At 35.4% G+C, this 13,952-nt stretch carries 15 protein-coding genes and 1 tRNA gene; 8 read left to right on the top strand and 8 right to left on the bottom strand.

All coding sequences use genetic code 11. The annotated features are described in order from the left end of the window. Positions 1-21 precede the first annotated feature (21 nt). The 6 genes from yggU to mobH all read right to left on the bottom strand — a co-directional run bounded on the left by yggU (position 22) and on the right by mobH (position 5,487). Positions 22-309, bottom strand: a complete 288-nt coding sequence (gene yggU / locus HBL79_RS10260) for a DUF167 family protein YggU (RefSeq protein WP_017806288.1) — start codon at positions 307-309, stop codon at positions 22-24. Further along, positions 309-872: a YggT family protein gene (locus HBL79_RS10265; protein ID WP_017806287.1), complete on the bottom strand. Its 564-nt coding sequence runs from the start codon at positions 870-872 to the stop codon at positions 309-311. The genes yggU and HBL79_RS10265 overlap by 1 nt, the downstream gene beginning before the upstream one ends. Before the next feature lie 16 nt (positions 873-888). Further along, complete coding sequence (gene corA / locus HBL79_RS10270) at positions 889-1,836, bottom strand: magnesium/cobalt transporter CorA (protein WP_017806286.1); 948 nt, start codon at positions 1,834-1,836, stop codon at positions 889-891. Positions 1,837-2,340: 504 nt separating this feature from the next. Then, a tRNA-Asn gene (locus HBL79_RS10275) sits at positions 2,341-2,416 on the bottom strand. 218 nt (positions 2,417-2,634) lie between these two features. Further along, on the bottom strand, positions 2,635-3,459 hold the full coding sequence (locus tag HBL79_RS10280) for a tyrosine-type recombinase/integrase (protein WP_046097284.1): 825 nt from the start codon (positions 3,457-3,459) through the stop codon (positions 2,635-2,637). A gap of 99 nt (positions 3,460-3,558) precedes the next feature. Then, positions 3,559-5,487, bottom strand: a complete 1,929-nt coding sequence (gene mobH, locus HBL79_RS10285) for a MobH family relaxase (protein ID WP_035686519.1) — start codon at positions 5,485-5,487, stop codon at positions 3,559-3,561. 346 nt (positions 5,488-5,833) lie between these two features. Between mobH and HBL79_RS10290 the strand changes: the two genes are divergently transcribed. From HBL79_RS10290 to HBL79_RS10305, 4 genes are read left to right on the top strand one after another with little or no spacing between them, the layout of a single operon-like run. Further along, positions 5,834-7,045, top strand: a complete 1,212-nt coding sequence (locus HBL79_RS10290) for a CBASS cGAMP synthase (RefSeq protein ID WP_035686521.1) — start codon at positions 5,834-5,836, stop codon at positions 7,043-7,045. Next, positions 7,045-7,551, top strand: a complete 507-nt coding sequence (locus HBL79_RS10295) for a Mov34/MPN/PAD-1 family protein (RefSeq protein ID WP_051128081.1) — start codon at positions 7,045-7,047, stop codon at positions 7,549-7,551. Before HBL79_RS10290 ends, HBL79_RS10295 begins: the two co-directional genes overlap by 1 nt. Further along, complete coding sequence (locus HBL79_RS12525) at positions 7,535-9,244, top strand: ThiF family adenylyltransferase (RefSeq protein ID WP_233570702.1); 1,710 nt, start codon at positions 7,535-7,537, stop codon at positions 9,242-9,244. The genes HBL79_RS10295 and HBL79_RS12525 overlap by 17 nt, the downstream gene beginning before the upstream one ends. Further along, a complete protein-coding gene (locus tag HBL79_RS10305) occupies positions 9,228-10,274 on the top strand; it encodes a CBASS cGAMP-activated phospholipase (RefSeq protein WP_035686528.1) in 1,047 nt (348 codons plus the stop codon). Before HBL79_RS12525 ends, HBL79_RS10305 begins: the two co-directional genes overlap by 17 nt. A gap of 187 nt (positions 10,275-10,461) precedes the next feature. On the opposite strand, the gene HBL79_RS10310 is transcribed toward HBL79_RS10305, so the two are convergent. Beyond that, entirely contained in the window at positions 10,462-10,695 is a 234-nt protein-coding gene (locus tag HBL79_RS10310) for a hypothetical protein (protein WP_035686530.1), read from the bottom strand. A 272-nt stretch (positions 10,696-10,967) separates the two neighbouring features. On the opposite strand from HBL79_RS10310, the gene HBL79_RS10315 reads away from it, so the two are divergent. The 4 genes from HBL79_RS10315 to HBL79_RS10330 all read left to right on the top strand — a co-directional run bounded on the left by HBL79_RS10315 (position 10,968) and on the right by HBL79_RS10330 (position 12,994). Next, positions 10,968-11,591: a recombinase family protein gene (locus HBL79_RS10315; RefSeq protein ID WP_199735584.1), complete on the top strand. Its 624-nt coding sequence runs from the start codon at positions 10,968-10,970 to the stop codon at positions 11,589-11,591. Positions 11,592-11,620: 29 nt separating this feature from the next. Continuing rightward, the gene (locus HBL79_RS10320; protein WP_035686534.1) at positions 11,621-12,094 is read left to right on the top strand and encodes a hypothetical protein; all 474 of its coding nucleotides are present in this window, start codon (positions 11,621-11,623) and stop codon (positions 12,092-12,094) included. 121 nt (positions 12,095-12,215) lie between these two features. Then, entirely contained in the window at positions 12,216-12,485 is a 270-nt protein-coding gene (locus HBL79_RS10325; RefSeq protein ID WP_035686537.1) for a type II toxin-antitoxin system TacA family antitoxin, read from the top strand. Beyond that, positions 12,485-12,994: a GNAT family N-acetyltransferase gene (locus HBL79_RS10330; RefSeq protein ID WP_046097285.1), complete on the top strand. Its 510-nt coding sequence runs from the start codon at positions 12,485-12,487 to the stop codon at positions 12,992-12,994. Before HBL79_RS10325 ends, HBL79_RS10330 begins: the two co-directional genes overlap by 1 nt. Before the next feature lie 53 nt (positions 12,995-13,047). On the opposite strand, the gene HBL79_RS10335 is transcribed toward HBL79_RS10330, so the two are convergent. Next, positions 13,048-13,800 (bottom strand): DUF1281 family ferredoxin-like fold protein, encoded by a 753-nt coding sequence (locus HBL79_RS10335; RefSeq protein ID WP_051128082.1) that lies wholly within the window; start codon positions 13,798-13,800, stop codon positions 13,048-13,050. Positions 13,801-13,952 lie beyond the last annotated feature (152 nt).

The raw sequence follows: 13,952 nt of genomic DNA on the forward strand, positions 1-13,952 counted from the left end.
ATAAAATTACTTATACCTTCATCACAATAATGCCATTAGGACATTCGGAATAATTCTAGGAGAAATAATCAATATTTGTTTATGCCGATTGAGTTCGCCTTTTTCAAGAACAATGTGGCTTTTCGGTACTTTAAAAATTTTGCTTAGGAATTTGAGCAAGTGTGCGTTAGCCTTTCCATCAATTGGCGGGGCGGTGATGGTGATTTTTAGCTCGCTATCGTGCAGCCCAACCAACTGATCTTTGCTAGCTTTCGGTTGCAGTATAATCCTCAACCGAAGCCCTTGTGGGGTTTGTTCAACAGCCTTCATTAGGCAAATTGCCATAAAATTGGGGCGATGTCATACATTACTCGATTACCGTAAAACAGGATAAACGCTAAAAGCATTGGGGAAAAATCAATCATTCCTGTGTTCGGCAAAATGCGGCGAATTGGGTTGAGCAGTGGCTCAGTAAGCTGATAAAGCGTGTATTGTAAAGGGTTTTGTCCTCGATTAAACCAGCTTAAAATGGCTTGGATAAACAGCACATAGATAATAGTTTCGCCTAAGGTTCTCAAACTGTGTAGCAATCCGATAAAAACATAAGTCAGTGGGGCGGCGGCGATTTGTTCTGAGCCGAGCAAGCTGATTAATGGATATTTTGCCGTGCCAAGTAGGATACAGAGGACAAGGGCAGCGGTGTTAATGCCCTTGAAAGTAGGCAACATTTTTTGCATTGGAGCAAGGATCGGCTGAGTAAATTTGACAATACTCTGTGAAAGCGGGTTGTAAAAATCTACGCGGCTAAACTGAAACCACGCACGCAAAATTACGACAAAACTGTACACATTAATCAGGGTGTACAACAAAAATTGAAGGGAATTTAAGCCCATTGTGTTCTCCTTAAAACTATAACCAGCCTTTGCGTTTAAAATAAATATAAGGCGTGAGAGCGGCGACAATCATTAAGCCAATCGCCATTGGGTAGCCATATTTTAAATGCAATTCTGGCATAAACTCAAAGTTCATTCCATAGGTAGAGGCGACCAGCGTAGCTGGCAGGAACATTACCGACACCACCGAGAAGAACTTCATAATTTTATTCTGTTCGATATTAATATAACCCATCGCCGCTTGCATTAAGAAATTCACCTTTTGGAATAGGGATTCATTGTGCGGTTGGAGGGATTCAATATCGCGTAAAATATCCCGTGCTTGCTCTAACTGGTTGGTTGGCAAGCGGGTTTTTCGCACTAAAAAGCTCAACGCACGCTGAGTATCCATCAAACATAAACGCACTTTGGAGCTGGCATCTTCTTGCTCTGTGAGCGTGGCGAGGGCTTCGTCAAAGGCTTCCCCTTGCTTACCTTCTAAAATAACGTGACTTAATTTTTCCAAATCCGCATAAACATTTTCGATTACATCTGCTAATTGCTCGATTTTAGTTTCAAATAAATCTAATAGCACTTCATAGGCGTTACATTCCACCAATCGTTGGCTACGCGAACGCATTCGATAAAGGCGGAATGCAGGCAATTCACGATCACGCAGGGTGAATAAACGCCCATCACGCAAAGTAAACGCCACACTGGCAATATCAGCATAATCATTTTCATCTTCACAATAAAAAAAAGAGTGCAGATGCAAGCCATCTTCATCTTCGAAAAAACGTGCAGATGCTTCAATATCTTCCAGTTCAAGAAATGATGCTAAACTCTGCCCGAGTCCCTGCTGCAACATTTCACGTTCTTCACTTGAAGGTTCTAATAAATCAATCCAAATAGCGGCATTGAGATTTTCATCGCCGTCATCAAGCCGAATTAAACGTGCTTTCTCTAATGCAAAAGCATTAATCATTTTGTCATACTCCTTGGGGGATTATGAACAAACCCGATGAACAAAAGAAAACTAAATAATCGATATAAAAGTGCGGTGTAAATTTTGATTATTTAATTAAAGATACCTAATATTGGTAATGAAACTTACCTGCGAAATCCCGCCGATAAGTTGAGGACGAGATTTATATTAAAGATATTGGTATCGACTATGACTGTCCAAAGTGTGTGTCCTCTTGTTGCTAAATCGTGCGGAATGTTACGCTTCAATCGCTTATTCGTCAAGGGGATAGATAATAAAAACAGAAAGAAAAAGACGAGATAAAATGCGGTATTATATAGAGAAAGAATATAAAACTAATTATTCCCTCAAGTGGCAAGATGAGCAAATTACTGACTAAGTAGAACCAGATGTATGCCTTATATAAGCTCTACTACTTACTTCTGCTCTTCTATCTAGGCAAACTCAATCTTATCATTAAATTTTCGTAAAAAAACCGCTGATTTTCATCAGCGGCCTAAAATTTGGCTCCTCCTGCTGGACTTGAACCAGCGACATATGGATTAACAGTCCACCGTTCTACCGACTGAACTAAGGAGGAGTAGTGGTGCCTCGAGGCGGAATCGAACCACCGACACGGGGATTTTCAATCCTTTGCGTAAAACCTCTACAAGCACAAAAACTCTTATAAGTAATGCTACAGGATCTTTCACTATAAATACCCAGCCGATACACCGTGATTGATTAGCCCTGTAACATACCAATCTTGCTCCGATCTTACACAAAATCTAGAGTTTGTAAAGGCTGGATAGTGATATTTTATAATAAATCTGAGTTCACTTTTTCTCTAAGCATTTCAACATCACTTTCAATATAAGTTAATGTAACTCTCACATCTTTATGTCCAAGTAATTGTTTCGCAACATAAAGATTATCTGGATTTTTCATCAGATTGGTTGCTACAGTATGTCTGAAACGATGAGGAGAAACTTGAAAACCTAACTTATTTGAAATTACTCTAAAAAGGTGACTTATTTGATATTCTGTTGTGGTTTGACCTTTATATCGAGTTTTGCGAAATATATTAATATTGAATAACTGAGAATCAGAAGACTGTTTATATTTTCTTAGTTCAATAACCAATCTTTCAATATAAGGAAATAATCTCTCTGAAATAGGAATGCAATGATATTCATGATTTTTGTTAATCTCTGGAGAAATATGGATAACTTTCTGATATAAATCAATATCACCTATTTTCAAACGAAGTAATTGAGCTCGGCGAATCCCAGTAAAACGAAATGTATTAACTAATGCCTGAATAAACCATTGGGGATTCAATACTGTTGGCAAATTTTCCTCACTACTAAGAAAAAAATCTAATTTTATTAATTGTCGTTCGGTAAGAATTTTTCTTTTTGGCTTCCCTACTCGTAAAAATAATTTATCGCATGGGTTTTCATTATAGTTAAACAAATTCTGTTCAATTCCAAATTTATAAAGACACTTTAAATGCCGTAAATAACTATTCCAAGTGATTGGTTTAATTCCTTCCCCCACGACAGTGTTACGCCAATTAAGTAAATGAGTGCGCGTAATTTCATTGGGGTAAATTACATCACAACGCCGACATAATTGCCGTATTGCTTTTTCATAACTTTTCTTCGTATCTAAGCGTAAATGCTTGTGAAAAAAAATTGCTGTAATAATAGCTCAAATGTTGCGCTGGTATTTTGCATAGCTTTACTCCTCTAGTAATAGATGTCTATTATTGATTAAAATCTTATCACCAAAAAATAATCGGGTATTGGGAACAAGATAGCCCACTAAGAAGGATTCTTTTTTTGGACCTATCACCTTACAACGCCAAAAGTTTACGGTATCATCTTTGATGATTCGCTTTCTATGCAAGCCTAGTGATTGAAATTCATATTGTAAATTATTTACACTTTCTTCATTATAAGGCTCTCCCTTCTCTTGTAAATAGAGTTCAAAGGAACTTGGGCTGACAATAAACAAACAATCCTTAACGATATGGACTTTTGCTGTGCGATCATTAAAAGTGAGTTGATTTTTAAGAAGTTTCTCTTTTAACCAGTCCACAAATTTCTGCCCTTCGGATTTGAAATGCGAGTCATCGTTTGCTGGAGATGTTGGAGGCTCGGGAATAGTATTTACTTCAACATCGATATGTGTATTCAAATTCTCTGGCTCAGATTTTAATATCGTTGTTCCAGCTTCAGCATCAGCAGAGGGGATATTCGCCACTTGTTGCTCATTGCTATTGCTGAACATATTTAGTAAGAAATCAACACTGTTATTCTCACGATGTTCTACAATTGCCTCAGGATTTTGAGAGGGATTCAGCGATTGAAGTGCGGTATTTTCCTCTTGTAAATTTGAAGTAAGTTCTCTATTTTCTTTTTTGTTTACTGGCACAGTATCCTGTACCTCATTTACTGTATTTGATATTTTTTCCTCTGACTCATTTTCTTTTTCTACAACACAAATTGTTCCAGCAAATAATTCTGGGCGATCGTCAATGTTATCCCAAATTACCTCAGGTTTAATGCGTAATAAACTAAACTTATCTTTGGGTTTCCAACCTGCGTCTGCATTTAGCTGACAATACCAGATTGCCGTCCCCTCCGAGGTCCTCTCAATGACTTGATGAGCCTGCATTTCGTCGAACAACTTACGATTATCACTCGGTACACTAATCCCCTGTCCCATCAAATAAGCTCGAATTTGATCCGCGGTGGTTTTACTCATTAGCCACAATCCTTCTGCCGTAAGCCAGCCATCTCCAGGACCTTTGGCACTAATTTTGAATTTTTGTGAAACTAAATAACGTAAAGCCAAAATAAGTTGTTTCGCAAAGGAAATAACGGGTTTCTGAACCAATTTAGTAATATCACCACCTAAAGCCAATGCAACACTATTTTGATCGGCTTTTTGTACAATTTCAGCTAATACGCTGGCTTTATCATAATGTCCTGCCATTGCGTACATCAAAGCAGAAAATACCTCTGGGTAGGTTGCCAACCAATCGAAAGTTTCTTTTGCAATTAATTGGTTTGCAATAAATCCCCCTAATACAGGGTGGAGTTCATAATCTCTCTGCTTAATGTATCTAAATTTGTAAGGCAATGTCGGTATGCCATTCCAAGCAAGCCAACGCCTCCCATCTTGTAACTGTATTTCAATATCCACGATAGATTTACCAATATCGTGGACTAAGGCTAAATAAATCACGGCTGCCGTCCAAGCATCTTTTTGTTTCGCTTGTTCTTCTGGTGCAGCATTTAAAGGTAATACATAGTTTTGACGTAACTTAGCCGCAAACGAAATCACTTCTAAACCGTGATCTAGCATCCCGCCTAAATGGGCGTGATGATGTAATTCTGAGGCGGGTAAGAGTTGAACCATTTCGGCATAACGTTCAATGGGCTTTTGATACAAATGCTCAAACATTTCTCTTGTCATTGAAACTTGTTGCCAGAGTAAACCAAGATAACGCTGCCGTAATTCCGTATTAAGCAAAGTTTGTGCAGAATAAGGTGTAATCCAACCGTCTATATCTTGCTTTTCCTGCCTCTGTACTGCATTTTTTTCCTTAATGTTAGACGTATTTGGCTTTGATTTGAAAAGTTGTGTCAGCGATTTGAACATTCAGATATCTCATAAAAAATATAAATAACGCAAGAAAAAGCCATTTAGCCCTTTGGCCTTTTCGGGTAAGACCTTTCCCCTTGGAAAGGTTACCCTTAAATCCCTTAGGGGATTTCCCTTATGCCTTTTCCCTTTTGGGGTTTTCGTAATATTGTCTGGCTTAATAATATTTCCAATACAACAAATGCACAGGATAATATTCTTTGAGATGATAAGGAAACACCGTCTAGGAAGATAGTATTTTTTTACAAAAAGAAACATAAATCAAGAGTCTGATTGACTTGAAATTTATCACTGATAATCCCATATATGGCATAACGTATGTCATTTTATTCATAGGTGAAATATGAACAATTATGTAAATAACCTTCATCGTGTTTTTGTAGACAGAGAGATTGGTTTTAAGAAAAAGATTACTCCAACAGAACAGGACTTAAACTTTTTTAATCAGGTTAAAAAAGATGTTAAAAGCCACTTAAAGACCAAAATCAAGGAATTTTTGGAACAACAAGGAATTGCTAATATTGCCCCAAAATTTCGCATTCAAGGATCGTGGGCGTATGGCACTTGCAATTTGCCGGCCAAACAAGGTCAAGAAATGGATTTTGATTATGGAGTATATTTGCCTGTTCGTGCATTTGAAGGCTTTAATCCTGATGCTAGTGCAAGTGAACAAGCCCAAAATTACTTTGAGCAAGTAGAATTGATGATGGAAGATTTATGTCATCAACACAAATGGCAGTTAGATACCTCTGCACCATCATCATGTATTCGCATTAAAATCAGAAGTAATGCCCATATGGACATTCCTCTCTATGCTGTTCCTGATGATATGTTTGATAGTTTAGAAGAGCGTAATGAATTACAACTATCGCTAGACAGTGCGACTGCTATTCATAATAGCTTAAATTATTCTGAGTGGATATTTGAAGATTTTGATATTAAATCATTTGCTGAAGAATCTTTAATAGATCAAAATATTCAAATGATTCATATGGCAAGGCGAGATGGCACTTGGCAAGAAAGCGACTGCGAACTGATTCGTAAATGGTTTACCGATAAATTAAAGTCTTTGGAAAATAACGGTCAGCAATTGCGAGCAATTTGCCGTTATTTAAAGGCCTGGCGTGATTGGCAATTTGCAGATAAATCTTTTCAGCCAAGCTCCATTTTATTGATGATTATTGCCTGCAAGTATTATCAATATTATCCATCTCGTGATGATTTGGCACTATTATCGGTTTTAGAAGAATTGCCAAATGCCTTGAATAGCGATGTTTACGAAAACATTGAAGAACACGAAAGTGAAGATTTTAACCGTATGAAAGAGCGAGAAAGAGTTGAAGCCAGCCGATATGCTGATAAACTTTATCAAAATTTTATGGCGAGTTTAAATAATTCTGATAAAACCAAAGCTCTAACTTTCATCACAAATGAGTTGGGTGATAGAATACCGCAAGATAAAGATTTGATTGAAACTTCTCGGCAATCCGTTTTTGATACACAACCATTGGTACAATCAAAAATTACTCCACAAGTTCCATTAAGACAAGGCTGATGGATTATACCGAATGGCAAGCAGTTGATGGTGATTTTGTTGTGCGTATAGATAACCACATTATCACTCAATTAACTGCTTATCGGCAAAAAACAAGCAGACAGTCTGAATCTTTGGGTCTGCTTATTGGGTTGGCTTGGGAAAATGCTTTTTGGGTCAAAGCAATTACCACGCCTACACCATTTGATAAACTCAGTCGTTTTTTATGTATTCGCACACAAAAATCAGCTGATTACAATTTCAACTTATTGAAAAAATTAAATAAACAATCCAATCATCAATGGCATTATTTGGGAGAATGGCATACACATCCAGAAATTTATCCAAAACCATCAAAAACAGATTTGAATAGTTGGAATGAATTGCCTAAAAATAGCTACTACGATAGAAATATTCACTTATTTTGGATTTGTAGTAGTGAAGTCCATAGCAACGATTGGCTAAATATTCGTATTAATAATGTATTTTTTAAGTTGGTATTAAAAAACGATGAATCACCGCAATAAAATTATTGAAAAATTGTCTTATCACCAATATGAACCAATCTCGTTTTCGGATTTTAAAAATGGTCAATTAAGCAATAAAAGTATTTGTTATAAAAAAGAAATTTCTATAGAAAATAAAAATACAAAAATTGAGTATTTTTTGATTTTTTCTAATTCAGCATTGTTGGATTTTCCTAAAATTTACATAACAGAAAATCAACTATTACTCTTGCAGAAAGATTTTCCACATATTACCCAGCCTATACCTCATTTACAAAAAAGAAAAATTACTTATTTAAATAATAAGTTGTATTACGTTTGTTATTTTATGGAAAACAGTCAAATTATACCAAGAAATGATCTTAGTAAATTTATTTTGTCAATTGAGCAATGTTTGATGAGTTTTTTTGTTAAATTGTTAGACAAAAATAAATACATTCAAGAGTATTCAGAAGATTTCTTAGGAACGGTTATTGTATTGAGTGATTTAACTAATGATAAAAATCATTTTTGGCACATTGTTAAAAATAAGGAAAATTATAATTTCTTAAACTCAAAAAGTAAAAATAATATTTTCTATCTGCAAATTAACAACAAAAGCAAACCAAATTTTTTGGGATTATTTAAAAATAATCAAATTACTACTCGGTCATTTTTAAATTTTATTCAAAAATGGGATGATGATACTTACAAAAAATTAAGAGAGTATCTAAATCGCATCAATAAAAAAAATAAGAAAAAACCTATTAATATATTGATTGAATGGAAAAATAAGTTAATGGGCGTATCACTTGAATGGAATGATTGCCAAAATAATTTATTAAAAAATTTTTTTGATAAGATGTTTTTAAATAAAAAGGTAGTTTTTTATACAGTGAATTTAATTGATTTTAAATCTAGTATTTTGAGAAATTTGCCAGAGAAATCACAAAATGGCTTGTTAAATAAAAAAGTTTTTCAAGTCGGCTTGGGAGCAATTGGTGGATATATGGCAGACTCCTTGATCAAAATCGGTGCTGGAATTGATGATGAGTTTACTATTATTGATAATGATATTTTAAGTATTGATAATGTTGGGCGACATTTATTAGGTGTAGAATATATTGGAAAAAGAAAACCCCAAGCATTTAAAGAATATGTACAAAGGCAAACTTTTAATCAAATGCCAAAATTGAACATCAAGACTAATAATATTAGTGATTATAATTTTCAATACTTTATAGATCATCCAGTAGACTTAATTGTGGATGCAACAGGTAGTATTGAAGTACAAGAATATCTCAATGAATTAGTACAACAAATACCATTAGAATATCGTCCCAATTTATTGCACTTGTGGATTTTTGGCAATGGCGAATGTGTACAAGGCTTTTGGTGTGATGCAAAATTGCAAAATCATCAAGGTGGCTGTATTCAATGCTTAGGAACATCTGCTAATGAACTCTTTGAAAGTACTTTACCAATTAGAAATTTAAACAAAGAACAACGTTTTGGTGTTTGTTCAGCATTTACACCCTATGCCGTATCTGGTGGAATGATGGCAAGCTCATTAGGTATTAATATGATATTGGAATGGATAGAAACTGGTATGGTCAAAAATAATTACCAAACCCGTTACAACTCTGAATACCAAGATGAAAAAATCAATGACATGTTAATTATGGCAGATAAAAACTGCCCTTATTGTGGAGAAAAATATGCAAGATCAATCTGATTTTAAAATACTGTCATTATCTGGTGGTGGTTATCGTGGTTTATATACAGCTGAAGTATTAAAAGAGTTGGAAAACCATTTAAAAACTAAAGATCCAAATGATTGTATTGCCAATTATTTTAATTTAATAACAGGCACATCGATTGGTGGTATTATTGCACTGGCATTAGCTTATGAAATTCCTGCTGAAAATATTTCCAAAATATTTGATGATAAGGGAGAAGAAATTTTTACGAAACAATCTCGATTGAATTTTGGTGGAATATTTAAAGCCAAATATAATTCGGATGTTTTGAAAGATATTTTGTTGGATTGGTTTGGTGACTCTGTAATTGGTGATTTAAAACATCCTGTGGCTATCCCATCAATAAATTATACGACTGGTTCCCCAGTTGTATTTAAAACGCCACATCATAAAGATTTTAAACGAGATTACAGGCAAAAAATTGTTGATATCGCATTGGCAACTTCAGCTGCACCAACATACTTTAAGAGACATCGAATTGGCAATAACGAATATATAGATGGAGGTCTGTTTGCCAATAATCCTAGTCTAATTGGTTTACATGAAGCCGATAAATTTTTTGAATCTCCACTGGAATATGTGCAAATATTATCTATTGGAACATTGTCATCAAAAAAGACCATTAATCCAAACACAAATAAAAAAGGTGGATTAACTGATTGGGGCGAAGGTAAATTTTATGAAGCACCTCAAAATATCATGGATATTACTTTAAGTTCTCAGCAGTCATTTTTGAATCAAATTGTAAAGCATAGAATTGGCAATAATTTGGTAGTAATTGATGAAGTTTTAACAGCAGCTTCATCCTCTTATGTAGGATTGGATAAAGCTAATTCTTTTGCAAAAGAAATACTTAAAGGTAATGCGGAGGAATCATCAAAAATCGCACTTAGCAAGCCCGAAGTCCTGGCATTTTTTGATGAAATAGCTATTCAACCTATATTTTATGAAGGCAAATATAAAAAGGAGCTGACGGAGATTAACCCTAAATTCTGCGAAAAATGAAAATAAAATTGACATTCCTTCAAGGATAAAAGCCAATTGCCCTATATTTTGGAGTATCTGCTTTGCTTAACTCCAAATTTTTCAATGCCATTGATATCATTTTATTTCACTGCAAACAGCTTCGAATGCTTAATTCGTTTGTAGTAAAATTTGCTTAACCCCACTTCATAAAATTAGTGATTTATTTTTATTCATCGGTTTCTGCTTCCACTCCTTCTTCCTCTATAATCACCTCTTCCCATTCATCTTCAGGAAGAAACTGCCAATAATTACAAATCCAACCATCTTCAAATTTTTCCCATAAGCCTGCATAGTTATACGCTGTCACTTCAGGATCAGTATGGCAAATTTGGCCCGCTTGAATTTGAGCATTGGCCCAACTTGAAAAAAGAAGGGGTATAACGATAATCAAAGCTCTCATTGTTATGTAATCTCATTCCTCCTGTTCCAGTATATTTATCCTAAATGACTTTTCCTCTCCTAAATTCTCTGAAATTTCAAAACAATTAACCATCTAAAAATCCCCTGATATTTTGCAAAATAAGTACGTCATTAGGGTATACCTCAATGACACTGGCAAAAATCCAGTAAATGCCCCCGTCATTTAGACTGAAAATGGGGTTCAATAACAGAGTCATAAAAAAATGACCTTAATGAAGGTATGTTGAGTATTTTATGTTCGCACGAATCTATATGAGAGTCTCCACCGAAGAGCAAGATCTACAACGGCAAGAAAAACTGATCAATGATACAAAACGTAAAGGCTTTTATGTGGCAGCCGTATATCGTGAAAAAATTTCAGGCACAACGGAATGGGAAAAACGCCCAGAACTTTCTCGGTTAATTAGTGATTTGCAACAAAACGATGTCGTGATTGCCGAAAGCATCGATCGCTTAACACGGTTAGAACCGAAAAAAGCCCTTGAATTAATTAATGCCATACAATCAAAAGGGGCAAAAATTCAGGTTCCTGAAGTATTTGACTTTGATACCGTGTCACAAAGCCTCGGTACAAGTGCAGAGGTTTTTGACCCTAAATTTTTAATGTCAGACCTCTTTTCTGCAATGCAGAATATGTTTTTAAAACTTGCCGTCAGCGTGGCACACAATGATTTCCAAAAACGAAAAGAACGACAACATCAGGGAATTGCTCTTGCTCGAAAGCAACGAAAATATCGAGGGCGGCAACCCAATATCGCATTACACCACGCCATTATTGAACAGCGAAAAAATGGGACATCCATTAAAGAGACCGCGGCAATCCTTAATACAAGTGAAAGTACAGTATTGAGAGTTTGGCGAAAATATAAGGTTTAATATCATTAAAAACGGTAATGAGGAATATCATGAACCATAACATTTTAAAACTGAATGCGACATCTACTCAAAATAGTCCTATTAATATTCGTTTTAATAACTATTTAGAAGAACACCTTGATAGCATCACCAGCTCCATATTGGTGATTATTTCTGGAAAAATTGCAACAGGAAAATCAACTCTCTTAAGCAAAATAGCAAAGCTCAAAAGCGTAGTTTTGATTAATTCACTACTTGACTTAAATAATAAATCCCCTAATCTAAATGACAAGGACATTTTAGGTATTGATGTTTCAAACTTTCAAGAATTGGATATCATCATAAAGCAATTAGAAACCTTAAGAAATCCAATTATTATCACTACTATCGACTACATTTACCTTGAGTCACTAACAAACTGGCAAGCATTTATTAATAGCAGAAAAAAACTGACAAAGATGAGAAATGCATCAATTCACTTGCTCCTAACTAGAAACCAGATTTCAACGAAGGCGTTATTCTAAAATAACTAAAGCTACGAAGAGTAACTCACTACAACAAAAATACTTTCCTCCTTCCATTTTAGCACTTGAAATTACCGTACATACACCGTACAATCAACACCTAAAAAAAGAGGAGAATATTATGCCAGCCACAGCGAGATTTGAAGCTAGAATTAATACTGATGTGCAACAACTATTAAAGCGTGCTGCAATCCTTGAAGGACGTAGTTTAAGTGATTTTGTAATTAGTGCAGCACTGTCGGCTGCGAAAAAAACAGTGGAAAAAAATGAACTTATCCACCTTTCCATCGCTGATCAGCAGTGTTTTGCAGAAGCATTAATTTCACCGCCTATGCCAAATAAAAAAATGCAAGAAGCACTTGATTTAAGCACCTCATTATTGGGGGAATAATGCTCCCCAATATCAAGATTACTGCATTTGATAAAGCCTATCTACGCGATCAATTTGATTGTGGCGTTCCGCCGTTAAATCAGTATTTACAAAAACAGGTTTCACAAGACATCAAAAGGCGTATCGCCTCTTGCTTTGCTGTCATTGATGAAAACAAACGTATTTTAGGCTACTATACTTTAGCTTCAGCAAGTATTCCTCTTGTTGATCTCCCTGAAAACCTTAAGAAAAAACTGCCCCGTTACCCTAGTATTCCAGCGGTTTTACTTGGTCGCTTAGCCGTTGATAAGCAAGCAAAAGGCAATGGTTTAGGAAAAGCCTTACTCGGTAACGCACTAAAACGCATTATTCGTTCGGATATTGCGGCTTATGCATTGATTGTTGATGCCAAAGATCAAAGTGCGGTAGATTTTTATCAACAATTTGGATTTCTCCCTTTCTCTAAAGATACCCACAAATTATTTTTTCCACTAGCAAACATCAATCTTCATTTAGATCGAGAAGCCTAAACCTAAACATCTTACAGTAAAAAAGCACTCAATACTGAGTGCTTTTATTACCATTATTCATGGTCAAATTCAAAATCGTCCTTCGAATAACCAAACTCCATTGCAATATTGAAAAGTCTTTCTACTGAATCAGGATATTCGCAATGACAAGTCTCTGTTTCATCAGAACTTTGGACACCCGCAAATAACATTCCTGGTTCAAAATAGGTTAATCGAAAACTAGCTTCAGGGAACTGATGGGTAAGCTCAGTAAACCATTCTGAAGGTGGACACCATGCAGTATCAAAATCGACGCAAAAATATGTCTGCCCCTCACAAATGTCATCGCAATATTGTGTATCCGCATTCCATTTAACGCCCCAGTTTTCATAAGCCCACTCATACCAAGTTGGGGCATTATATTTCAGCTTATTATCAATATATTGCTGCCCTAAAACTAAGTCGAAGTAAAAATAATCTGGTTCATTCGAATTATCTTTAAGCCAATGAACAAAATCGCCAACAGTCCAATTATGCTCTTTCGATAACAAAGATAAGCGTAATGCTTTTTTGCTATCTTTGACAAATTCATCAATCAGGTCATCAGTTAATAACAGTCCTTTGTCTAGCTCTAATAATTGAAGTGTTCGCCAACCATAGCTACCACAAACAATATTCACTTCTTTGGGCATCGGTATTAACAAATTAAAATCAACGACCTGCTGATTTTCTTCTTGATCAAATCGCAAGACTTTTTCAGCAATCGCTTTCATCATCATTGCATTTGTTGCAGTTACTGAAAGTCTATTTTCACACCAATTTGGCATCGTGTATCTCCTTATTTAAGTTAAATGATAAAAGGGATACACTGCCCCAAAGGGATAAATGTATCCCCATTGGGAAAAGTGCGGTGAAATTTAACCGCACTTTTAAAGGTTGAAAGGAAGAGGTGCATCATTAAATGATGCCACTCCGTATG

Source organism: Avibacterium paragallinarum (genome assembly GCF_011765605.1).
GTDB classification, from domain to species: Bacteria; Pseudomonadota; Gammaproteobacteria; order Enterobacterales; family Pasteurellaceae; genus Avibacterium; species Avibacterium paragallinarum.